At 37.4% G+C, this 24512-nt stretch carries 17 protein-coding genes; 6 read left to right on the top strand and 11 right to left on the bottom strand.

What is annotated here, in order from left to right; genetic code table 11:
* The first annotated feature begins 377 nt into the window (after nucleotides 1–377).
* On the top strand, nucleotides 378–1217 hold the full coding sequence (locus C0Z22_RS03645) for a hypothetical protein (RefSeq protein WP_103216990.1): 840 nt from the start codon (nucleotides 378–380) through the stop codon (nucleotides 1215–1217).
* Nucleotides 1218–1253: 36 nt separating this feature from the next.
* Complete coding sequence (locus tag C0Z22_RS03640) at nucleotides 1254–6725, top strand: zinc-dependent metalloprotease (RefSeq protein ID WP_103216989.1); 5472 nt, start codon at nucleotides 1254–1256, stop codon at nucleotides 6723–6725.
* 245 nt (nucleotides 6726–6970) lie between these two features.
* Here C0Z22_RS03640 and C0Z22_RS03635 read toward each other — a convergent pair whose 3' ends face one another.
* From C0Z22_RS03635 to C0Z22_RS03585, 11 genes are all read right to left on the bottom strand, one after another.
* On the bottom strand, nucleotides 6971–7495 hold the full coding sequence (locus C0Z22_RS03635; protein ID WP_103216988.1) for a GNAT family N-acetyltransferase: 525 nt from the start codon (nucleotides 7493–7495) through the stop codon (nucleotides 6971–6973).
* A 19-nt stretch (nucleotides 7496–7514) separates the two neighbouring features.
* The gene (locus tag C0Z22_RS03630) at nucleotides 7515–8015 is read right to left on the bottom strand and encodes a hypothetical protein (RefSeq protein WP_103216987.1); all 501 of its coding nucleotides are present in this window, start codon (nucleotides 8013–8015) and stop codon (nucleotides 7515–7517) included.
* 78 nt (nucleotides 8016–8093) lie between these two features.
* Entirely contained in the window at nucleotides 8094–8933 is an 840-nt protein-coding gene (locus C0Z22_RS16090) for a ferredoxin (RefSeq protein WP_199177516.1), read from the bottom strand.
* A 53-nt stretch (nucleotides 8934–8986) separates the two neighbouring features.
* Nucleotides 8987–9955: a tRNA pseudouridine(55) synthase TruB gene (gene truB, locus C0Z22_RS03620; protein WP_103216986.1), complete on the bottom strand. Its 969-nt coding sequence runs from the start codon at nucleotides 9953–9955 to the stop codon at nucleotides 8987–8989.
* Complete coding sequence (gene rbfA / locus C0Z22_RS03615; RefSeq protein WP_103216985.1) at nucleotides 9955–10311, bottom strand: 30S ribosome-binding factor RbfA; 357 nt, start codon at nucleotides 10309–10311, stop codon at nucleotides 9955–9957. The genes truB and rbfA overlap by 1 nt, the downstream gene beginning before the upstream one ends.
* 16 nt (nucleotides 10312–10327) lie before the next feature.
* Nucleotides 10328–13102, bottom strand: a complete 2775-nt coding sequence (gene infB, locus C0Z22_RS03610; RefSeq protein WP_103216984.1) for a translation initiation factor IF-2 — start codon at nucleotides 13100–13102, stop codon at nucleotides 10328–10330.
* A gap of 39 nt (nucleotides 13103–13141) precedes the next feature.
* Complete coding sequence (gene nusA / locus C0Z22_RS03605) at nucleotides 13142–14554, bottom strand: transcription termination factor NusA (RefSeq protein ID WP_103216983.1); 1413 nt, start codon at nucleotides 14552–14554, stop codon at nucleotides 13142–13144.
* Nucleotides 14555–14570: 16 nt separating this feature from the next.
* A complete protein-coding gene (rimP, locus tag C0Z22_RS03600; RefSeq protein ID WP_158246794.1) occupies nucleotides 14571–15086 on the bottom strand; it encodes a ribosome maturation factor RimP in 516 nt (171 codons plus the stop codon).
* 215 nt (nucleotides 15087–15301) lie between these two features.
* A complete protein-coding gene (locus tag C0Z22_RS03595) occupies nucleotides 15302–15766 on the bottom strand; it encodes an N-acetyltransferase (RefSeq protein WP_103216981.1) in 465 nt (154 codons plus the stop codon).
* A 2-nt stretch (nucleotides 15767–15768) separates the two neighbouring features.
* Nucleotides 15769–16263 carry a hypothetical protein gene (locus C0Z22_RS03590; RefSeq protein ID WP_146037778.1) on the bottom strand — a complete coding sequence of 165 codons (495 nt, stop codon included), beginning with the start codon at nucleotides 16261–16263 and terminating at the stop codon, nucleotides 15769–15771.
* Nucleotides 16264–16278: 15 nt separating this feature from the next.
* Complete coding sequence (locus tag C0Z22_RS03585; RefSeq protein ID WP_103216979.1) at nucleotides 16279–17562, bottom strand: helix-turn-helix domain-containing protein; 1284 nt, start codon at nucleotides 17560–17562, stop codon at nucleotides 16279–16281.
* 199 nt (nucleotides 17563–17761) lie between these two features.
* Between C0Z22_RS03585 and thrS the strand changes: the two genes are divergently transcribed.
* Genes thrS through C0Z22_RS03565 form a run of 4 tightly spaced genes read left to right on the top strand, consistent with a single transcriptional unit; the run spans nucleotide 17762 to nucleotide 24502 of the window.
* Entirely contained in the window at nucleotides 17762–19504 is a 1743-nt protein-coding gene (gene thrS / locus C0Z22_RS03580; RefSeq protein ID WP_103216978.1) for a threonine--tRNA ligase, read from the top strand.
* A 42-nt stretch (nucleotides 19505–19546) separates the two neighbouring features.
* The gene (locus tag C0Z22_RS03575; RefSeq protein WP_103216977.1) at nucleotides 19547–20536 is read left to right on the top strand and encodes a D-alanine--D-alanine ligase; all 990 of its coding nucleotides are present in this window, start codon (nucleotides 19547–19549) and stop codon (nucleotides 20534–20536) included.
* 25 nt (nucleotides 20537–20561) lie between these two features.
* Entirely contained in the window at nucleotides 20562–23420 is a 2859-nt protein-coding gene (locus C0Z22_RS03570; protein WP_103216976.1) for an aminotransferase class III-fold pyridoxal phosphate-dependent enzyme, read from the top strand.
* Nucleotides 23420–24502: a C45 family peptidase gene (locus C0Z22_RS03565; protein WP_158246793.1), complete on the top strand. Its 1083-nt coding sequence runs from the start codon at nucleotides 23420–23422 to the stop codon at nucleotides 24500–24502. The genes C0Z22_RS03570 and C0Z22_RS03565 overlap by 1 nt, the downstream gene beginning before the upstream one ends.
* Nucleotides 24503–24512: the final 10 nt, after the last annotated feature.

The following is a 24512-nucleotide window of genomic DNA, read 5'->3' as shown; positions in this document are numbered from 1 at the left end:
CTTCTTAAACAAAATTAACTTATCTTCGATAGCGCTAAATCCGTTAATAAGGCATATTCAAAATGAGAGTGCTGCATCGCGGCGCCCATGTTTATATTTTGGTATAAATATCATTTAGGCCCCAATATCCCTCATAATCCCTCTCTCTTTTGGGCCTAGGTGTAATCGGAGGCCGTCCAACGGCCTCCCTTTATACTTCCCTCAAAAATCGTCAACTCCCTAAACAACCCTGTAGATTTTCCAAAGTCAGCGTCTTCGTACTCCTATTGTTATATATTTACTTCAAATGCGAACTCGTCCGAAGATGAACAAATGGCATACCATTTGCATCAAGTATTGAACGAATTTCATTTTCAGGAACGAAAAAAGGAGACAGAGTGACACCATTTAAGTGTATCTCATTAATTTTACTTGCGCTTACAACAACATCTGTTGTTGCCCAAAGTAGCACTAGTAATATCCAGGGTGTCAAAAAAGCACCAGGTGCGACTAGAAATTGGTCAGCTAGAGTTGATACGACAGTTTCAAGAGATTTATTAAAGACATCTGAGGCAGGCCACTATAGTGGAATGTATAACTCATTTCGTTTCAATATTATTACTGATAAAGGTAGTTTCGCCGCTAAAACAACAGTATCAAAAGACTTTGTTGATGAGCGAAAAAGTAGAATCAGCGATACGTCAGTATCCTTTACTAGAAAGGCTTCTCAGCCATTTGATGGTGTTGTTTCATTTGGTACGGCATCGTTAAAACTTCCAACAAGTAAGGTTTCTAGAAAATATTCTAAGCTTCAAGCAGGAATTAGCTTAAGTGAAGGCCTATCAATAGCCGATAGTGTTATTGGGATTAAGGACCTATCTGCATTAGTTATTCTTGGTGCATCCAAGAACTTCCATGAGTATGAAACAACAATGACTGGAAGCTCAAATACTTCATATAGTCTTTCATCAGTTGCATATCTGACATACAGCGTGTCGGATGCGCTATACCTATCACTTGGAGGAACGTATATGAAGGGTTGGACATACCAGAATAATACAAAAGATGCTTATTCGTTCTCACAGGCCATTGGCTATAGCTTTGGCCCTAAATACAACCTAGAGGTAGGTCATGAATTTGGAGGAACTCCCCTATCACCTGATGGGAAGAAGGTTGAGATCGACCTATTTGATGAAAGAGATTCATCAGTTTATGCATCACTAACAATAAAAATATAGAACACACATAACGAAGACAAAGAGAAAGAAGAACAAATGACAAAAAGAACAAAGGTAGAAGAAAAAATGAAAATCAAAAATGAAAACAAGTTTGGAATGCTCAGAGGCCTTACACATGCTTTCGCATTGGCAGCGATCCTTTCAAGTTGTGCAAAGACTCTTCCGGACAAAGAGCCTGATTTTGCACAAGAAAGTTACCGTACTAAGAACTCTGTTACTTCAGCTAAGCTAGTTATTGAATCAAAAGCAGTTGCGACTCAAGAAGAGCTTTCTAAAAACAGAATTTCAACAGACCTAATCGACACAAGTGTTGGAAGTGAAGCAAAGACTCTTTACTCAACTCAAATCGTTAGTTCTAATGATAAGACTTATAATGTTCTTGTAAAAGATCTTCTTATTTTCGCAGAAAAAGAAGGTCAGAAATTTGAGATTACATTTGATCTTACAACAAACTACCTAGTAGCGTATATTGCTCCAGTAAATGCTAGTGCACAAACTCTTAGCGCTTCTAATAAAATCATTCGCGATGTTCTTCCAGTTAAAGCTTCAAAGCTTGATCGTATTCCATTATTTCAATACGGTGTTGATTTCTACCAAAGAGAAAATGTAAAGAATGATCTTGATGAGAAAACAAGACATATCAGATATGTTGAGAAGGACCGTTCGGAATCAACTCACTATAAAGTTGACTACCTAATCGAAAACAGAACTTACACAGGTGTTTTCGGAATGGATCAAAAAGAAATCGCGACAATCTACCGTCGTGATAAGGTTGAAAATAACCTATTCACAGTAGGACAACTTGAAGACCGAATCCTTAATAACGAAAATGCTTTCACAACGTCTAAGCATGATGGTCATGTTTTTGAAAACAAGGATCTAATCAAGGTTATTCTTGATGACAATGAAAGCAAAGCTTACTTTGCTCGTGTTATCAAGAAAGAAGACCTAACTGATAACGAAGAAAAATTAGTTCGTGCAGAAAGATTTAACCTACTATTTTCTAGATGTGACGCTGATACAGCAAAGAGAGCTAGAATCGCTCTTGATAACTGTTTCCTACGTTCAGAAATTTCTGAAAAAATTAAGTACGTTAAATTCAAGTACGATATCGATGATAATGATGAGATCCTAGCTGAGACGAAAATCTCTTCTAGTACAGTTGCTGAAGATGCAAAATTCATTCAACTAGAAAAAGACTCTCAACCAGAAGAGATTTACCCAACTGAGATCAGAGAAGAGCTATCGACAGCTTGGCTAAAACTTGAAAAATTTAAGAATCAAGAATTCACTTTTAGAAGAGTATTAGAAGACTCTCCAAATATCTTTAACTACAGTTTTGCAGGTTCTAAAGCGACTTTCCACGTTGAAATCGTTAAGTTCCACTTTGAGCCAGATCGTGTTCTAGTAAAAAGATCAAGACCACTACTTGATAAGACAGGATCAACTGATCTAGACACTGAACCATTACTAGCTTTTGAAGCAGAATACTTCCGTGAAAGTAAGAATGACAAAGGTGGAATCGTTTACGTTCCAGCAAGTCACAATGATGAAAGAGCAATTGCAGTAGTTAATCTTGGAAACGATCAAATTGGTGATGTTCTTACGTCACTAGACCCTTACCTAATGAGCGTTTGTGGTGGAGGTAAGGCCCATGGTCTTACAGAAGTAAGTGACATCGTACAAGTAGTTGACGGAAGAGATGAATTCCTTAACTTCTCTACTCAATCAACTTATAAGAAAGGAAACTTCTTTAACTGTGCTGACTTCGGTGGAGATTACTGGGGACAACAGAATGAAACAATGACTTTCAAAGAAAGAACTACTTTCATGAAGTATAATCAAGAGTTCGAAGAACCAGAGCAAAACCTTTCTTACGAAGTACAAAAGAAGTTTAACTTTGGTCTATTCACTGGTTCTAAGCTAGTACCAAAAGGATACACTGAGCAAACTCGTGACTTTGATACAACGGTAGATCTACCAATGGTATTTGATATCAGAAATGGTAAAAATATCGAGTACGTACTTACAGGTATTCCATCAAATAAATATGATAAAGATGGGAAGCTAATTAGAAAACTGACTCAAACAGAACTTGATTTAAGAAATAAGATTATCGTTTCTTCTCAAAAAGTTGTTGATGATATCAACCTAGGCTTCAAGCGTGCTTTCAAAGGTACACAATATGGAGGACGTGGTGATATTATCACCCTTAAAATAGAAAAAGATGATTCAATTCCAGCAGGAACGAAGAATCTTTCTCTTACTCACAATCTTGATGGTGAGTCACGTTCAGTAAATATCGAGGTAGTAGAAAAAACTCACCTTGGTGATCTACAACGTAACCACATCTACTGGGTAGAAAAAGCAACTTCAAGTTCAATCATTGGACTTGGTGGACCGTCATTTAACCCAAGAAATGGTGTTGTTGAATCAGCTTCTGTTTACCTATACGGTGGTAACATGAAGTCTTCAATTAATTGGATGGTTGATAAGGCCATCGCAGAGAAGAACTTTATTAAGAATATTACTCCAACTAAAGAGCTTAAAAACCTTGCTGACGAGCTTAATAAGAAAGCTATTGAAGATGCTCTAGCTGAGCACAAAGCAAAGACTCAAGCGGCAGGACAAAATACACAAGTTGCTGACTCTGATGAAGTTGAAGTTGAAGTTGAAGTTGAAATTGAAGGTGAAACAGTATCTCAAAGCACAAAGAAAGCTGAGATGAAATCTCACCGTCATGGTGTTGCTCATACTAACTTAAAGAGCAGCCTACTTAACACAATTAAGCGTCCAAATATCGCTTCACAGATGGGGAAAATCAAAGATGCTCACCGTCTAATGAAGAACGACTTTAGAGCTAGCTCATTTGATAAAGATGAAGTTCTTTCTAACTTCACAAGAGCTAACCAAAAAGAAGCAAAAGCAGTACATGCTGCTTGGCAAGCAATTGCTAATAAAGATGATGTTGCACTACAAGCTGCGATTCATGGTGACAACTCAATTGAGGCCCTTCAAGCGAAGATCAAGCACTCAATGGAGTACGATGCAAAAGGTAATAAAAACCCAATTTGTAACCACGAAACAGCTGAGTTTGCTCTAAGTAATCTTGCTAAGAACTACGATGTTCTAAAGATGGCACAAACAGACGAAGGTAAGAACGATATCCTAATTGATATTTGGATGCCGACTCTTGCTCACGAAATTGGACACAACCTTGGTCTACGTCACAACTTCGTTGGATCATTTGATAAGAAGAACTGGGTATTCCCAGGAGAAAAAGAAACTAAGAGAACTTCATCTTCTGTTATGGATTATACAATTGATGACCACGCTACTTACGATGGTCTAGCTCCATACGATGTATACGCACTACGTGCAGCTTATACAGGGATGGTTGAACTTGAAGGTTACACAAACTCAAGAAAGAAATCTGTAGAGATCAACGGTGTTGACGTTAAGGTATCTTCTGTAGAGTCTGAATTCGAACCAGGTCTATACTATCACCTAGTAAGAATTAAAGATGTTGTTGATGCACTAGTTGGAGAAAATGGAAACCCATCAAATATCTCTAAGCATAGACTTATGGCGGAAGCTGGTCTTAAGAGAATCAGATTCTGTTCAGATGAGGACGCTGGAAACTCTCCTCAGTGTAACAGACACGACTTTGGTTCATCTTTTGAAGAAATCGTAGATTACCAAATTGCAGACTACCGTCAGATGTATGAGTATATCTACTTCCCAGGTAAGCGTAAGGAATTCTACGGTGGAGCAGCATTTGGTTGGCTAATGGACAAGTTCTACAAGCTAAGAATGATGAATGAAGAGGTATTCTACCACCTAATTTATACTCCAGAGTTGTACTCTCAAGCAGATCAAGCAACTCATGATGCAACAACTAACGACCTAGTTAATGGTGTAATTAAATCACTATTCTTCCTACAGTCGGTAGTTGCAACTCCAGATATCACTCCAGGTGCTGGACTTGATACTGAAGCACAAAGAAACAAGAGATTTGTTTCGACTCTTGTACCATCTCAAACTGAAGTAACAGCTGAAGATGGAACAGTTCTACAAGTAGCAACGCAAAAACCAATGGTTGTTGAAACTAAGTGGAATGAGGCAATCTCACTAGATAGTGATTCATACAGAGCTAAAAACCGTGGTGTTGAATATGATAAGGCTGCAGCTCTTGTAGCACTTACAGAGTCAGAATCGTACTCTTATAAGTACCGTTCAAACTCTTTAAGAATTCCATACCAGTTACTAGAGCAGTACCTATTTGGAATTGATATTAAAGATTCAATTGTACAATCAACAATTGGAGAAGTTCTTTCTGGTCAAGTTACACCACTAGTATATGACCCAGAAACTGGACGTAATATCCCACTAACTAACGGAGCTTTTAAAGTTGAAGTTGGTGAAGTTGAAACTAACTATGCTGCTATCGGTGGTCTAGTTTACGGTAACATTGATACTTTTGAACAAACAGCTAACCCTGCTCGTGCATTTTGGGTAAACCACATTTCTCAAAACGACCTACTTACTGAGACTTTTGAGCACGAAGGGCAAACTTACCAAATCCCAGAGGATTATGTAGCTGAGAAAACTGATATCAGAAAAGCATATGTACCTTACGCACAAGATTCATATGTAGCTGGTAACGTTATTAAGAAAGCGAGTATGATGCAGTTAATCTCTCACGATGAGCGTTGGTCAACATTCTTTAAAGAATGGGAGCAGGCACAAATCGCAGGACTTCAACTTGCTCAAACTCCAGCGGCACAAGGTGCAACTGAAGATACAATGAAAGCTCAAAAGACAGAGCTTGATATGGCAGCAGCTCTTGGTGATGCAACAGCAATTAAATCAGAGATGGAGAAATACTTCGCTCAGATCAACGCTCTTCTTGCTTCACAAAATCAAAAAGAGATGATTGCAGGATTCCTTGCTCAAAGAGCACTTGTAAAACAAGCTGGTTCATACTTTGTATCAGCACAATTTACAACAATGATGAATGAGATTGGTCTTGAAGGTGTGTCACTTGAATACATTAACCAAGTACTTAGCCAGGCAATCGCTCCAATCGCTTTTGAAGCTGAAGCATGTCGTCTTTCTGAGCAATACTGTTCAACAGTTGATATGATTCAAATGGCAAAGACTGGAAACAAAGATACTTACTTAGACAATAAGATCACTAACCTTCTGAACAACTTTTCAATGCCTTCTGTGAACGAGCAAGGTCAAGTTGAGTTATTCGCACCAGTTATTACAAAGATCATCCAAGGTCTAAATAATAACGAGCAAATCAAGTTAGGAGATGTTTTCTTAAGAGATATCCAAGAAAACAGCTTCGCTCAGATTCAGCAAATGGATCAGCTTGTTGGTGAAGCGATGACGAAAATGAAAGTTACTAAAGATGTAGATAGCTTCTACGGAGATATGAAGAGAAACGTAAAACTTCTTGGATTATACTTCAGACTAATTAATCCGATGGAAGGAAAATAATCCGAACCATCTACCGATAAATTGTTCTTAAATTTGAAACCCGCCCTGTCCAGGCGGGTTTCTTTTTTTGGAGGCGTCATTTGCCACGATGGCAAAATGATGCCGAACAACCCAGAGGCGACCACGGCCTGCTTCGGCTCCTGCCTCTCGCAGGCATACAATTCTTCCTGAACATAAAGGGAGCCTTCGGGTAACCAACTTCAAAAACCACACTACTTACTCATTGAATTAAAGTCCCTAAAAAATTACAACTCGACCCAAAACCTCATCTTCTTCACACCATTAACCTCAATAACATTCTCAAGCTGACCACCGTTATTACGAATTGTCTTCTCAGATCCAATATTACCTTCATCACAAGTAACAAGAACCTTTTTAAGGCCCTTAATATTGGCCCTAACGTAGTTTAAGGACTCAGCAAGGATTTGAGTCGCATATCCTTGACGGCGGAAATTGGGGCATACTCCATAACCAATATGGCCACCAACCTTTAAAAGATGATCGTTTAATTCAAAACGAATTGATGTACGGCCTACAATTCTCCCGTCCTCGTTGAAGGCAAAAAGTAATGCGGCAGCTACGTGCTCTTTTGGAATATGAATTCCCCTTGCAAACTCCGGAGCTATCGAAACATATTTCTCAAACTCTCTATTAGCTAGAGTTTCCCAGTAATGAACAAAGTCAAAATTGTTTTCCCAGTCCTCATGGAAAGCAGCAAAGAATTCATCTTTATCCTCATGAGTTAAATATCTTAGAGTAATTCTATTCATGTATCCCCTTCGTCTTAAACTAATCCAAAGACTCTAAATACTCAGCGCATGCTAAGTAAATATCTGCTTGTAAATGGCGGCCTTCTGACTTTAAAAGTCGGCAAACCTCTTCAGTGGTAGCTGATTTTAAATTATTAGAGTTAACGAAATTTGCATCTCCAGTGAAAACGACAGCAGCTGAGATAGGATGAGAAAAATGCTCTCGCAAGGGCGTCTCGTATTTATCTTCTAAGATCCAATGCCCAAGTTTGTTAATACTTTTCATACTAATGCCAAGTTCAAGACCTAGCATTCGCTCTAAACCAAAAATAACGCTTTCCCCTTCTCTTAATTCTCCTCCAGGATAGTCAAGCTTACCACTGTCTTTAACAAGGTATAGCCACTTGTCACCGGCCCTTGGAACAAAGAAAACATTGGTTATAAGGGATTCGTTAATTGGTTCTCCAGTTAAGAAAAAACGGCGTTTAAAATGCTCGTTATCAACAGGAGATAAGAGTGTTGAATATTTATCTACTTCCATTTAATAATTATAACAGAAAATAGAAACAACAAGGCCCTCTTTCGAGGGCCTTATTTATATCAAAATTTAAAATCTGAATTATGCTTTATTGAATTTGATAACTTCAGTTGGACAAGCTTCAGCAGCTTCAAGAATTAAAAGTCCGTTATCAAGTGGCGCATCTGGACGAATCACACAGTTAGTATCTGTAACTTCGAATACTTCAGGGTAAATACCTTCACAAGCGTTACAAACAATACAACCTTCTTCAATCCATACCTTAGAAACAGCAAAGTTTTCTTGAGCAGGAGCTCCTGCACCAGCAGCACCAGCGAATTCACCAGCAAACTGTGGGTTTGCAGAAATTCTAAGTCCTACAGGAATATCACCTTGTGGAATGGCATCTGCAATAAATGAACGAGTTGTTTGGTGATAAAACATCTTTGGTTTTACGTAACCATATTTTTCATTAAATGTTTCAACAGTATTTTCAGCACCACGGAATGCTTCAATAAACTTGCGTCCCTTCATTGTGCGAGATTGAGTAACACCGTCTTTAGACTTAAGTTCGATTTCAACTGTTGAAGAATCAAGGTTTTCAAGCTCTAAAATATCTTTAAAAGCCGGTCCCATTTTAACTTCAATACCAAAGTCAGAATCTTGAACAGCAAAGTCACTTGAAACAGTTACTTGAGTTTTCTTACCAAATGGGTTGAATAGCCTTACCGTAACGTGGTTAAACTTAGCAGGCTGCCTAGAATTATTCCAACGGTAACCAAAAGCAAAACTTTCATCATCTGAAGATTTTAGAACTTCAAACTTCGACTTCCCAAATAGGAAGAAGAATGAACCTGAAAGAAGGCTTAAAACACCTAGTTGGACAACCATCCCTGTTACAACTAATAATGCAATGGCTAATGCAATTAAAGTAGTATTCACTTTATCTCCTTAAATTTCACTTGTAATTTCCTAGAGTATAGCACGAATTAAAATTATTCGTCTAAGGAATTACACATAGTTAAATCGATTTTATCTAACGCAGCTGGACTAAAGCCCACGCAACTCCTAAGTAGTCCACCATTTGCGGCCGCGAGTCCAAGTGTTTGATTTTGCGATCTCATCCAATAGTGGCCATCGGCCACATCCATTTTTAATGTTTGGCCATTAACAAAACGTAGGCTCATGGCCTCGTCTAATTCTATTTTTTCAAATCCAATAAGTTCAGTTATCGGATTTGTGTAATTCAATAAAAAATCATTAGCGCTGAAATTCTCATCATCAAAGATTGCCAAATCAATACTATTTTCTAAATCAATTCCTGCTGAATTAGTTCGTCTTAAGTCTTCCAGAGCACCTCTTGTTCCTAATTTCTTAGCAAGGTCATCAAAGAGAACTCGGATATAAGTTCCAGAAGAAACACAAACACGAAAGACGATCTTACGGCCCTGAACCTCTAATAGTTCAATTTCATGAATTGTTCGCTCAACAGGTGGCTTTTCAATAAAGACACCTTCTCGTGCCCACTCATGAAGCGCCTTGCCTTCGTGCTTAGTTGCTGAGAAAGCGGGAGGGCTTTGCATATACGGACCAATAAAAGTTTCAAGCTGACTCTTTACCTCATCGAAGCTTACGTCAGAAAACTCTAATTCTTCAATTGTACCTTCTTCAGTATCAAAATCACCTGTTGGAGAATTAACACCAAGAATTCCTGTCGCAATATACTCTTTTGAATCAATTTGAGTGTATTGATTTAATCTTGTTGCAGGTCCAATACCAATAACAAGTAGACCAGTTGCAAATGGATCAAGAGTTCCAAAATGTCCGATTTTACCAATATTTTTAGGAAGGTTTTTTTTAAAGCGCCTAATAACATCAAAGGAAGTTATCCCTTTTGGTTTATCAACTTTAAAAAAGAAAGGCCCAAAGATTGGGCCCTTAAATTTCTTATTTCTTGAAGCCATTAGAAAGACTTTCCTTTATCTTTTTCAGATTGCAGTAGTTTTTCAATTTCCTGCTCATCTTCAAATTGCGAGTCATACTCAGCAGTTAATGAAGGTGTGTGTCTTACTTGTAAAGTCTTAGCAAGGTGACTTCTAATTTTACCTAGAGAAGTATCCATCGCCTTAGCAATATCACCTCTTCTAGAAGGATCGAATGTATCCCAATATAACTTTGCCGTAGAAAAGTCTGGGCTTATCTCAACCTTAGTAATCGAACAAAATGTGAACGCAGAGTTATCTAGTCCACGACGAAGTAATTGATTTACTTCATTTTTAATTTGTTCTTCATATTGAAGTTTTTTCTTATTGCCACTCATGACATCTCCAACCGAATTAAAGAATTGGTGAGTCTGCTGTTAAAACATCCTCAAGCTTACGTTTCTTTTCTTTCAGTTTATATGCTTCGAATAGGTCGCCAACTTTTACATCGTTGTAATTTTCTAGGCCAACACCACATTCGTAACCATTTTTAACTTCTTTAACATCATCTTTAAATCTCTTAAGAGAAGACATCTTACCATCAAACATGATCTTACCTTCTCTAAGAAGACGTACGTTACAACCAACTTGGATAGCACCATCAACAACAATTGAACCAGCAATTGTTCCAACTTTAGGAACAGAGAATGTATCACGTACTTCCGCGCGCCCGATGTACTCTTCAGTAAACTCAGGATCGAGAAGACCTTCAACAGCTAGTTTCACATCATTGATTAATTCATAGATGATTGAGTAAGTCTTAACATCAATTCCATACTGCTCAGAAAGCTTACGTGCAGAAGTTGATGGTCTCATATTAAATCCAAGAACAAAGGCACCTGAAGTATTTGCCAGTTCAATGTCTGAGTCACTAATTTGACCGACACCACCGCGAATAACTTTAACTTCAACCTCTGGATTTGAAATTGTTTCAATAGCAGATTTAATCGCTTCAAAAGATCCTTGAACATCTGAACGAATGATAAGGTTAAGATCTTTCTTTTGTCCCTCATCCGATACAGCAGTTGCAAAGAAGTCTTCAAGAGAAACTTTAGGCCCTTGAGTCTGAGCTGCAGTTTCAATTCTGATTCTTTCATCAATACGGTTTTGAGCAATCTTCTTTGCTTCTCTTTCGTTTTTAACAACGTTTAGGCTATCTCCAGGAGATGGCGCTTCTGCAAGTCCAATAATTTGTACTGGCATCGAAGGCCCAACTTTATTATGTTGAACACCTTTATGGTCAGTTAAACTTCTTGCACGTCCAAAAGTTTCTCCAACAACAATTGAGTCACCTTTTTTAAGTGTCCCTGTTTGAACAAGAACAGTTGCAACAGGACCACGTCCGTGCTCAATTCTTGATTCAATAACAACACCTTCAGCTGGCCCTTTAGGTTCAGCTCTAAGCTCCATGATTTCAGCTTGAAGTGCAATTGCTTCAAGAAGTTCATCTACTCCATCACCTTTAAGTGCAGAAATATGACAGAATTGAGTTTCCCCACCCCATTCCTCAGGAGTGATATTAAATTCTGTTAGAGCTTGTTTAATACGATCTGGGTTAGCACCTTCACGGTCCATTTTGTTAACCGCTACAATTAAAGGCTTACCTGCAGATTGAATGTATTTAATTGACTCTACAGTCTGAGGCATAACACCATCATCAGCAGCAACAATTAAAATAACAATATCTGTAATATCAGCACCACGCTGTCTCATAGCACCAAAGGCCGCGTGACCTGGAGTATCTAGGAAAGTAAGCTTAGAGTCTTTAACATCTACCGAGTAAGCTCCAATGTGCTGAGTGATCCCACCAGCTTCGCCAGCAGCAATCGATTCATTTCTAATATAATCTAGTAGAGTTGTTTTACCGTGGTCAACGTGACCCATAATTGTAATAACAGGAGCTCGAAGTGGAAGCTTATTTAGTTGCTCTTCAGAAAGAGATTCTTTCCCAAGTGCCGCATCCTCATCAAAAGTCTGATCCTCTACTCTATAATCGTAAAGAGACGCAATTTGTCCCGCTAATTTAAGACCAATATAGTCACCATTTCTAACAAGTAGATTTAGGTCAAGACACTTATCGATCATATCTTTAAGCTTAATAGATAGCTTCTTCGCTAATTGCTCAGCGTAAGCACCACCGTGAAGCTTAATAATTCTCTTTGCTTCTTTTACTTCTGTAATCTCAGTTGATTTCGAAGGTCCTGAGTACTGACGCTTTCTCTTAACTTGAGTATACATTGGGCGTCCAGTACCTTGAAGTGAAGAGTAAGACTTAAGCTCTGAAGTTGCACGTTCTTCGTTAAGAGCTTGTGAACGGTTAACCGTTTTCTTAGCACTTAACATAGAAGCAAGACCACTTAGACGATTTTTATCCTTCTTAGCGGTACGATCTTCATCACCTTCAACAACACCTGCTTTAGTGTTGATATCATCTTGAACTTCTTCGTCCTTAGTAGCAGCTTTCTTTGCCTTGCGAGCAGCAGCTTTCTCTTTATCTTCTTTAGTAGGAGCTGAAACAATTCTTAGACCAAATGGCTTTCCATCTAGAGTCGTCGATTCTTTCTTCTCTTCTTTTTCTTCAGAAGCTTTTTTCTCTTCAGTCTTAGCCTCGACAGCAACTTCTTCTTTTGCTTCCTTAGCTTCAACTTCTTTTTCTTCCTCTACTTCAGGAGCGTGAGCTTCTTCAGCAACAGGAGTACTTACAGTCTCTTCTGCATTTACTTCAATATCTTCAGAAGATTCAACAATAGCTTCAGTGTTTTCATCATCAGAAGTTGCCTCCGAAGATTTTGATGAAGCTTTACGACGTACAACAGTCTTCTTCTTACGAGTAACTGTCTTCTTAGCAGGTTTATCTTCCTCACTATCATCGTCAGCTTGTGCCGCAGACTTCTTTCTTACAGTCGCCTTTTTTGCAGCTTTCTTTTTGACCGTTTTCTTCTTTGTCGCCTTCTCAGCAGGTGCATCTCCAGCACTTCCTCCAGTAAGTGATTCCCACTTAGTAATATCTTCATCAGATAATACCGACATGTGGTTTCTTACTGAGAATCCGTGTGACTTCAGCTCTTCTACGAGGTCTAATGGCTTCTTTCCGAGTTCATTGGCCAATTCAAATATTTTCTTAGGCATTTTATCTCCGTAGTATGACTACACTTTTCTATTTTAAAATTACTTAATTTTAAATGCAGCTAATTCTTCTCTTAATCTTCTTTCTGCTTCATTAAATTTGTCTGAACCTTCATCTTCCTGCTCAGCACCTTCTTTATTAATAATACCTAGGTACTTAGGAACTGCAGAAGCAGATACTAATTCTTCTTCACCTTCTGGTTGAAGCTCAATTGTTCCTTCTTCAACTAACTTTGCAGCTTCATCAATTGCAGTTTGTGCTGTAGCAGCATCAACACCAGTCATAGTAGCAATTTCATCCGCAGGAGTTGCCATGAAGTCACCAATTGCCATGATGCTATTTTGTACAAGTACTTGTGCCATTGCATCTGTAACAGATGGGATTTGAAGCAGGTTCTCAACTGACTTATTAACTTTTTCTTGAAGTTTAGACTTCGAGATAATGTTAATATTGTAACCAGATAGCATTGCTGCAAGACGAACGTTTTGTCCACGACGTCCAATAGCAAGTGATAGCTGATCTTCTTCTACGATTACGTCCATTGATTTTGAATCATGATCAATAGAAATATTTTCAATTTCAGATGGAGCAAGAGCTGCAATAGCAAATGTAGCTAGATCATCATTCCATCTTACGATATCAATTTTTTCACCTTGTAGTTCATTAACAATATTTTGAACTCGTGATCCTTTCATACCAACACAAGCACCAACTGGATCAATATCTTTATCTACTGATTGAACAGCGATTTTAGCTCTTTGACCTGGCTCACGTGCAGCTGATTTGATTTCAATTGTTCCATCTTGAATTTCTGGAACTTCAATTTCAAAAAGCTTAACAAGGAACATTGGTGAAGTTCTTGAAAGTCTAATTTCTGGCCCACGGTTAGTCATAACTACTTCAGTTAAGTAAGCTTGTACTCTGTCACCAGGGTTAAATTGCTCACCAGGAATTAGCTCTCTTCTTGAAAGAACAGCATCGGCCTTCCCAAGATCAACAACCACGTTTCCACGCTCATATCTTCTAACGATACCAGTTACAAGATCACCTTGTCTGTGCTTAAACTCAGAGAATAGGATTTCTCTTTCAGCATCGCGAACTTTTTGCATAATAATCTGACGCGCAGTTTGTACGTCAACACGTGTGAAGTTAGGGTTTTCAATTTTGATCCCTAATTGGTCACCGATTTCAACATCTTCATCAAGCTCTCTAGCATCACCTAGATTGATTTCAATAATTGAATCTCTTACTTCATCTACAACGTTTTTATATTGGAAGATCTCTACATCATCGTCATCTTCGTTATAACGAGTTTCGTATTCACCTTGAATTCCAAACTTCTTTCTAGCAGTTACTAAGAAAGCTTGTTCAATTGCGTTTACGATAATGGCCTTATCGATACCACGGTCTTTACCTAACACATCAATAATTTTACTTAATTCTGAGAAACTCATTTTTCACCTCAAACAATTACACTTCTGGTTCAAGTGCGATCTTATTAATATCATTTAAGTTTAATTTTAAATCAAAATCACTATCGAGAGTCACGTCGATATAGTCGTCTCCGTAGCTATTTAAGCTACAAATAACTTTCTTAGCATTTGTTGTTTTCTTATCAAACTTTTCACCTGGGAAAAGATCCCCAAATTTCTTATTAAGTTGAACAAGAATACGCTCACCGATACTTAACTCTAAGTGCTCTCTTGTTTTAATTTTTCTAAACATTCCTGGAGAAGAAACTTCTAGAACAATATCATCTGGAATCCAATCAAGTGCTTCCATTGGCTCACTAAAAGCGCGGTCAACGTTCACACAATCTTCGATTACTGCTGTTCTTGTCTCTTTATTCATTATGTAGACGCGTAAAGTTTTAGAACCTTTGATATACTCCATATCATAAAGAAGGTAACCTTCCCCACTTACAACTTCAGTAGCAAGTTCGAAAAATTTTTGTTCCATACCTGAATAAGAGATATCTAAATCCATTAAAACGCATCCCATATGCTTTTACAAAAAAGCCTATAAAAATAAAAAAAAAGGGTAGCCCTAAAAGTCTACCCGATTATATCTTGTTAAATATTTAACTAATCGTTATTTACTCAAAAATCTGAAAAAAACTTTCTAATTTCTAAGTACTTATTAATTATCAAAGATTTTGAAATCTTGTCAAGGTTTGTCATTGATAACTTATGAAAACAACTTCAGCTTACGACTTCTTGCATTATAACAGCACTACTCCCATCTGCATAGAAATTCTTCTTTAGATGAATTTTTTCAAGGCCCAATCTCTCATAAAACCTGATGGCCCCCTCATTTGAAGCCTCCACCTCAAGATAAACTTGAAATATTTGGCCATTAAAAACACTCTTGCAATGACTCAGCATGTCTTCAAATAGCTTTTTGGCAATTGAGCGTCTTCTAAAGTCAGGGTGAACGATAATTTTATATAAATGACAAAAATCTGGTTGGTTCACCTCAAACACACAAATTCCCACAACTTCATCATCTTCGGCCCAGATACATGAAATGTCTCGACCAGAGGATGCCAATTGTTGCCAATTTTCTTTTGACCAAGGCCATTTGAAAAATGCAGCTTCAAAATCGCATAAATTCGACAGTATCTCTTCGTCAATATTGCTTATTAAGTCTATTTTGAATTCTTTCATCTTTATAAGAATAACCTTGAGTCAACATTCTTTAAAACGAAGTCTTTATATTCCTCATCAATATAAGGGCCATTATCTAATTTATGAGTTTCTAGAAAATTTTGGTATCTCTTCTTCAATTCGTAATTTGTGTTATAAATCTGAACCACTTTTTTAGTTAGCTCTTTACTTATTTTACAAGTGCCAAACTTTGGATACGAAGCGTACTCACTTTCTAAATCCATAGACTTTGAGAGCAATAATACTCTCTTTATTAAGTCTTTCTGTTTTGCATTAAGGGACTCTGGCGCAATTGTAACTTGCTCAAGAACAGGAGCTAGTCCAGTTAACTTAGCAATATAGTTCTTTTTCCCTATCAGGCACAAACTTTGATTATAAGCTTTTAAAAGATCATTTGTGTTTTGACCGAAATAGATTTGGCCATTTACAGAGAAAAGGGCCCTATCTTTGAGGGCCCATGTATTCATTAAAAATATTGAAACTAGAATAAATCGCATTAGGTATAATGCTAATTAAACTGGAGAACTAATGTCAACGTTAGCTACAGCTTTACCTGCAGTAAGTTTTGTCTCCATCTGATAACGAATCTTAACGTCTGGGTTGAAAGTATATCCATCTTTACCACGGATAATGTACTTTCTCTTCGTATTACTATTGTCTTTCGGCTCGATAAGCTTTCTTAGACGAGAGATTGACGTATAAATAAGTTTGTCGTGAATTAGTGGATTGTACTCGTCTTTCCAAATCTCACGTGCCAGATCTTCTTTGTCATAAAAAGAACCACGGTTCTTAGCTAACAAGAATAGAATTTCAAGAAGAACAAAACGGTGCTTAAAGTCGATAACACCAATATTCTTTTCTTTCACTTTTCTATTATTGCGATCAAGGTAAATATCAACACTTGAATCATTAACTTCATGAATTTCAGCATCAAGTACATTAGTTAGACGCTTAAACGTTGTTGAATCAACTGCTTGCTTTGCAAGGTTATAGTAAAGAGTAGCTTTATCATAATCACCCTTCACTTTTTCAACCTGACCAATTCCTAAAAGAATATAACCATAAAGATTCCAACACTTCTTATTCTGAAGTGTAATATTAGCAAGATTGAAGTGCTTTAAAGAAGCCTCCACATCACCTTTGGCAATTAGGATTTTTCCATAAGTCATATGCATCGAACCACCAAGATATTCCTTATTAATAATCTTTAATAAGTTATCCAGTTGGGCCATGAAATCAAGAGAAAGGTCGAATTCACCTCTATTATAAGCATTATTAGCCAGGGCCAATAAACACTTTGAGTGAAGATCAGGATCATTTTCTTCTTTAGATTTATTATAAGATAGCTCTAAGTCGCTAAATGCACCTGCAAAATCATTTCGATACGACTTGATTAAACCTGCATAATAGAAGTATTCAGCAGAAAGACTACCAAGGTTTACCTGTAAGTCATTAATGATATTCTCACTCTGATTTACATACTTAGCGGCTTTTTCATCTTCAAGCTTTTCAGCAGCAATTCTAATAAGAAAACTTAGAATTTTTAATACGCGATAATTATCCTGAGGACACTCAGCACAGTCGATGGCCTTTAAAAAGTTTACTTCGGCCTTATTAAGATCGGCTTTATCATAATGAAGTTTTCCTAATTGGTAATAAGCCTTACCAACCTCTAACTTAGTCAAAATATCTTGTGAAGGAATAAGCCCTTCACCATGACCAAGAAAGCCTAAAACCTCAGTCTTAAAGCCGCTGTTTACACTATTTCCAGATTCTTGTCCCCCGACAATCTGCATATCAACTCCCTATTTCTATTCCGCTGTGAGAATTTTGTGGAATCTTACCACAACATGTTCATAACATGTCATCACGCTGCCCGTCAAAACTCTTTATAATAACTAAAATAATTACACTCAAAATATTGATGAACCCTTTAATTATTTGATATTATGGGCCTTTAAAGTAGGAATTATTCCAAAATTTTATGGAGATTACATGCCCAAGTACGATTTAGACACAATCAGACACTCGAGCGCCCACTTAATGGCGCAAGCAATTTCAAGACTTTATCCTAATGAGAGCGTTCAATTTGGCGTTGGACCTGTTATTGAAAATGGCTTCTACTACGACATTCTGATGGATCGAACCCTGGGCGAGGAAGATCTTCCAAAAATTGAAGATATGATGAAAACAATCATCAAAGAAAAATTACCAATCGAAAGAAAAGTTATGACTAGAACTGAGGCTGTTGAATTCTTCAAGTCGCAAGGTCAGGAACTTAAAGTAGAACTTATTGAAGCAATCCCTGAAGGCGAAGAAGTTAGCTGTTATTCGCAAGGTGAATTCATTGACCTTTGTCGTGGGCCACACGTAGAAAATACAACTGACCTACCACAAGGTTTTAAGCTTCTTAGCATTGCGGGTGCATACTGGCGTGGTGATGAAAAGCGTGAAGTTATGCAAAGAATTTATGCTGCTTCGTTCTCAGATAAGAAAGAACTTAAGCAACATCTTATGATGCTTGAGGAAGCAAAGAAGCGTGATCACAGAAAGTTAGGAAAAGAACTAGAATTATTCCACTTTGAGCCAGTTGCTCCAGGTGCTCCTTTCTTTATGCCAAAAGGAACAATCGTTATTAACGAACTTGTGAACTATATTAGAAGACTATACCGTATCTATGAATACGATGAAGTTATCACGCCTCAAATCTTAGATAGCTCTCTTTGGCATACTTCTGGTCACTATGAGCACTACAAAGACGACATGTTCTTTTCAAAGATTGACGATCGTGAATATGCGGTAAAACCAATGAACTGCCCATGTCACATGCTAATGTTCAAGCACTATAAGTATAGCTACCGTGACCTACCACTTCGTTATGCGGACTTTGGCCGTCTTCACAGAAATGAAAAAGCAGGTGCACTAGCAGGTCTAACTCGCGTGCGTTCATTCTGCCAAGATGATGCCCATATCTTCTTAGCACTTGATCAAGTTCAAGAAGAAATTCAAAGAACAATGAAGATGATCTTCACAGCTTACGAGCTATTTGGTTTCGATAATATCACTGTTAATTTATCAACTCGTCCAGAAAAGAAAGCTGGTGATGATAAGACTTGGGATATTGCAGAGAACGCACTTGAAGAAGCACTAAAAGCTTCTGGTCACAATTATGTTATCAAAGAAGGTGACGGTGCATTCTATGGACCAAAAATTGATATTGAGGTTGCAGATGCAATTGGACGTAAGTGGCAGCTTGGGACAATTCAGCTAGACTTCCAACTACCAGACCGTTTTGATCTTAAATTCACGACGGCAGACGGTGGCGAAGAAAGACCAGTTGTTGTACACCGTGCCCTACTTGGATCACTTGAGAGATTCTTTGGTGTTTACACTGAGCACGTTGCAGGTGTTTTCCCTTTCTGGCTAGCACCAGAGCAGATCGTTATTGTTCCAGTTAATAATGAAGCACACGGGGAAGCTGCTCACAAACTTAAAGAGCAATTATTTGCGCAAGGTTATCGTGTAAGCGTAGATGATCGTAATGAAACAATGGGATATAAGACTCGCCAAATTCAAAAGTCTAAAATTCCATTCATGTTCGTTGTTGGTGATCGTGAAATTGAAAACAATGCCGTAGCAGTTAGAAAGCATGGAGCAAAAGGTTCGTTCAATTGGACGAATGCAGAAATGCTTGAGAAACTTAAGGCACTAGATAGTTTAAAATACCCTAAAGCATAAGCTTTAGGGTTTTTTATATATTCACTTTAAAAGAAGGTTTCCATGGAAAGGAAAAATATCTTAATCATATGTGGTGGTGGGTCTACTGAGCATGAAGTGTCTCTTCGCTCTGCTCAATATATAAAAGAGCAAGTCGCCATCAATCCAGAGTTCAACCCTATTGTCGTTGAAATGACAAAGTCGGGGGATCTTACTTTAAACGGTCAAAAAGTTAGCCTAAATGGACAGATATTAGAAACGGCAACAGAAAGGCCATATATCAATTATGTCATTCCAGTTATTCATGGACCTCCAGGAGAAACTGGAGAAATACAATGCTTCCTTGAAATGCATAAGCTTCCCTACCTTGGCCCACGCCATGAAGGAAGTAGTATTTGTTTTAACAAGGTAACGACAAAGTTATGGTTTGATCATCTAGGTATACCAAATACGAAGTGGATGTCGATTCACAAAGATTTACCTTATGAACGAAGTGAAGTTGTGGATTTTTTTGAAAAATCAAATAATGACGTTTTCATCAAGGCTGCTAGTCAGGGCTCTTCAGTAGGTTGCTACCACGTAACAAATAGAGAAGATTTGGTGGATGCAATCAATAAAGCACTCGAGTATAGCGATGATATTCTCATTGAAAGAACACTTAAAGGGCGTGAGCTAGAAATTGCAGTATTTGAGCAAGAAGGAAATCTCCACGCATCTAAACCTGGTGAAATCGTAAATGCAAGTGATGAATTTTATGATTATGAGCAAAAATATAGTGAGCAATCAAAAGCTAAAACTTATGTTGAGGCGCCTGAGTTAACTAATGAACAGATCTCTCAAATGCAAATTATAGCTAAGACAGCATTCAAATGCCTAAAGCTAAGACATCTGTCACGCATAGACTTCTTCTTAAGCGATGGGGATATATACTTAAATGAAATCAATACTTTTCCAGGTATGACAAGTATTTCAATGTTTCCAAAAATGCTAGAAAACACAGGACTCAAATTTAGTGATTTTCTAAAAGAGAAGATTCAAAAAGAAGTTAGATAATATAAAACACTTAAGGGTTAAAGAGATGGAAATCAACTTAATTGGTAAAAACAGTCACGAACACGCTAAAGAAAAGCTAGCAACAATGTACAAGGATAACTTCACTTCTGCAGAGAAGAAAGAATATATTCCTCATCATAAATTTTCACAAGGAGCATACCTTGCGATGGAAACAAGAGATGAAAATTCTCCAGAATTTCTCCTCGATGCTGCTTCACAGATAGCCACACTAGGACTTGGTTTCAATGCAACGGCCCTTTTTGGAACAACAATGCATGAAAGTGCATGGACAGGAAACTATCTCGATTCAACTTTTATCGAAATCGCCGAGTCTTTTAAAACTCTTCTAAGAGAGAAAGCTTCTAACGACAAACTTACACCAGTATTTGTGAACTCTGGAGCGGAAGCCAATGAAGCGGCCCTTATTATGGCCTATATGAAAAGGGCCCATACTGGTGCAAACAAAATCATAGCTTTTGAAGGCAGTTTTCACGGACGCTTCCTATCAACACTTTTCTCGACTTGGAATCCAAGTAAGCGAGAGCCATATCAAATCGAAGGACATGAAACAACTTTCATCGATTATCCTGAAACAAAGAATGATCAATTTATTTTAGATATAGATCCAGAGTGGATTAGATTATGGGAGAATCCATTTTCACCAAGCTTTGAAGCAAATTTAAAAGAATTTGAAAGTAAAGCTGATGATTTACTTAAATCAGAAATCGCCTCTTTAAAGCAACTTCATGAAGTTCTAAAAGAGAATACTCACTTTGCAATTTTAGTTGAGCCAATGCAATGCGAAGGTGGTGATCGCTATTCAACAAATCGCTTCCATGTGGCCCTTAATTTGATCGTAAAATCTTATCAAGTTGCACTTATCTATGATGAGGTTCAAACAGGGTTTGGACTTGGACGTGACTTCTTCTGGCACAGAACATTTGATCTAAAAGATTCACAAGGAAATCAAATTAATCCTGAGTATATTACATGTGCAAAGAAGGCCCAAAGTGGAATTGTACTGACACAAGATCCATGCTGGGAGAATAATGAGTTTCAAACTTCTTCTGTTATCAGAGGTTACTATCAAGCAATAGCAATCGATCAACTTCGCTACAAAATTGCAACAATCGAAGAATATACAAGAAATAAACTTAATCAACTTATAAGTAAGTGGGATCAGCTTTCATCACCTAGATGCTTTGGTGTCGCATTTGCTTTTGATCTATCGGATGCAAAAGATATTGCACCTTTTATCTCAAACCGCTTTGACCTAGGACTACTCTATTATCAAGCTGGAGATAATACACTAAGATTTAGACTTAATACGGCCTGGACTAACGAAGATATCGACTATCTATTCGACGCAATTAACGAGATTGCTAACCGAATTTATAAAGGTGAAACAAATAAACTAGAATATACTCCAAAGACTAAAGTAAATTCTCCCAATGAATACTTATGGCATGCAAAATTAGTGGAAGCCTTCAGTGGGAACCTTCAAGACAAAGCGGCATTTAGCTTTGCCCAAAAATTCTTTAATGAAGAATTTAACTTAGAATTAATTAAAATTGATGGTGAAAACTTCGACTATTACAAGCACAAGATTGAAGAAATCCAACGTCATACATATGAGCCAACGAGACAAACAAGCATTGAGAAATTCGAAAAAATTGCTCATTGTAAAGATTCAATTGCGCTGGCCCTACTAAGCGAAACGAGACAACTGGTAGGAATCTCATTTGCAGGTAAAATTACCCACTTCCCTCATGAGAGTGGACTACGCTTAGTTAAGTATTTCAATAGTCCAAAAACTCTTTATATGCTCGATACAACAATTATAAATATGGAGCAATCACAAGGAATGGGAAAATACCTAAAGTATGCGCTAACACTTATTGCAAGTGCCAATGGCAACGAATATATCTACGGAAGAAACCGTGATATTCACGCAGGAGCAATGCTTTCTATAAACTGTTCTCTTGGGGCCATCATTGAGATGAAACTAAAAGAGAATTATCTCGATGATGAAGAGCACCGCGATGTTATCATCTATCGCCAAAACCTGAGATGGAGTAATGAGGAATTAAAGTACTCAACTTCCCCTATCTTAAATGCTGCTTCATTCGAGAGTATGCCAACACTTGTAAACAAGATCTGTCTTTCAAACTTCATTGATGAAAGTTTTATGGCAAATCTTAAGCGTTTCAAAGATATCGCACCTAAAGAACTACAACACTTTTTTACAGCGAGTGGACATAGTGAGTGTGTAGAAAAAATATTCAAATCGATTCTTATCAAAAACCAAAAAGAAAGAACAAAAGTAATATCTTTTAACCATGACTATTTTGGTAAGCAAAGCTTTATGTCCGCTACTCTTTCAGGCGTCTTAGACTTTTATCCGAACTCTAAAGTAGATACAATTGGCCAACTAAAAGAAAAACTTGCGACCAAAGATTACTTAGCTCTTTTCATTGGTGATCTTTTAGTCAATTTTACTAATGAAGAACTAAAAGAAATTATAAAAATCGCACATGACAACGGAACAAAAGTTGTCTTTAACGAAAGTGTTTATTTTCATAATAAAAAGAAACTCTTTTCAAAAGACCATGGAATTATTCCGGATGCTAGCTACATTCACATCGCAGGACAAATTGGTATTTGTATGCTGCAAGAAGAAGTCTATGAATCAAGGCCTCTAATGATGATCTCAACTTGGGATGGTGACGCTTATGCTCTTTCTCAAGCTGTATCATATTTAGAGTCACCTGCTGACGCTAAAAAAGAATTTAAAATTATTAACGACACTTCTTACGCTTTTACACTAAAAGCGCCAAGTATTTTTGGTAACCAAACAAGTAAGAAGTGGTATTTTACATGTTAATGACAGACTTAAATTTACCTATATTCAAATACGATGCTTGTGGCCCATACGAAAATGGGCTTAAGCACGGTGAAACTTTTAAAGAAGCAATACAAGAACTTATAGAGATTAGAACTGGCCTTCTTCTTAAAAGGTCACCGCATTTGAAAGATAAACTTGATGAATTTGCAAACTTACAGTTTAAAGAAACCATGAAGTTTGATGCAAGTCTAGCACAAGAGATTGAAGGGATAGCGAAAGGCAGTGAAACTTCAATCAAAGACATTATTATCCTAAATAACTACACTGACTTTAGAGATATTCAACTCGATAGTGAGAATCAAGACGAAGGGTGTACATCGGTCTCATATATCGATGATAAAAATAGCATCGCTGCTCAGACATGGGATATGCATCAAAGTGCAAAAAATTATCTCATGCTAATTGAAATTGACGATAAGGATAATGGTACAAAAGAACTTATCTACACAGTTTGTGGATGTTTAGGATTAATGGCCGTTAATAACCATGGTCAATTCATTGGTGTTAACAATATTAATGTCCTAGATGGAACAAATGGAATTATCTGGCCTGCATTAATTAGAAAAGCAGCGAAACAAAAAAGCCTCAATGATATGGGAAAATTACTAATGGAAGCTCCCATTACATCAGGCCATAATTATCTTATAAGCGATGGAAAAAGTGCCTTCAATTATGAGATCACTCCTACACAAAAAGAAATTTTAAATACAAACCCACAAGGTCTAATCTTCCATACAAATCACTGTCTTGGTAGCACAGTTAGAAAAGTAGAAGATCGAAACAATATTAGTAAAACGACACATGCAAGGTTTGATCTTGTCGAAAAGTATAGAAGTGAACTTAAGGATGAAGCATCTATTATGAAACTTCTTATGTCTCACGACGGCCATCCTTTATCAATTTGCTCACACTACTCTCCAGAGGGAGCAAGTGATCCTTCTCAAACATGTGGTGGCGCACTTTATAATTATCAAACACAAATATTTAAGGCCTGGAGAGGCTGCAAAAAATATGACAAAAATTTTGAATATGTAGAAATTCATCTACCCCTAATTTTATGAGAAATTAGAT

The organism is Halobacteriovorax sp. DA5 (assembly GCF_002903145.1).
Taxonomy (GTDB): Bacteria; Bdellovibrionota; Bacteriovoracia; order Bacteriovoracales; family Bacteriovoracaceae; genus Halobacteriovorax_A.
Note: the sequence above shows the minus strand (reverse complement) of the source record. Positions and strands in the feature narration are given on the sequence as shown.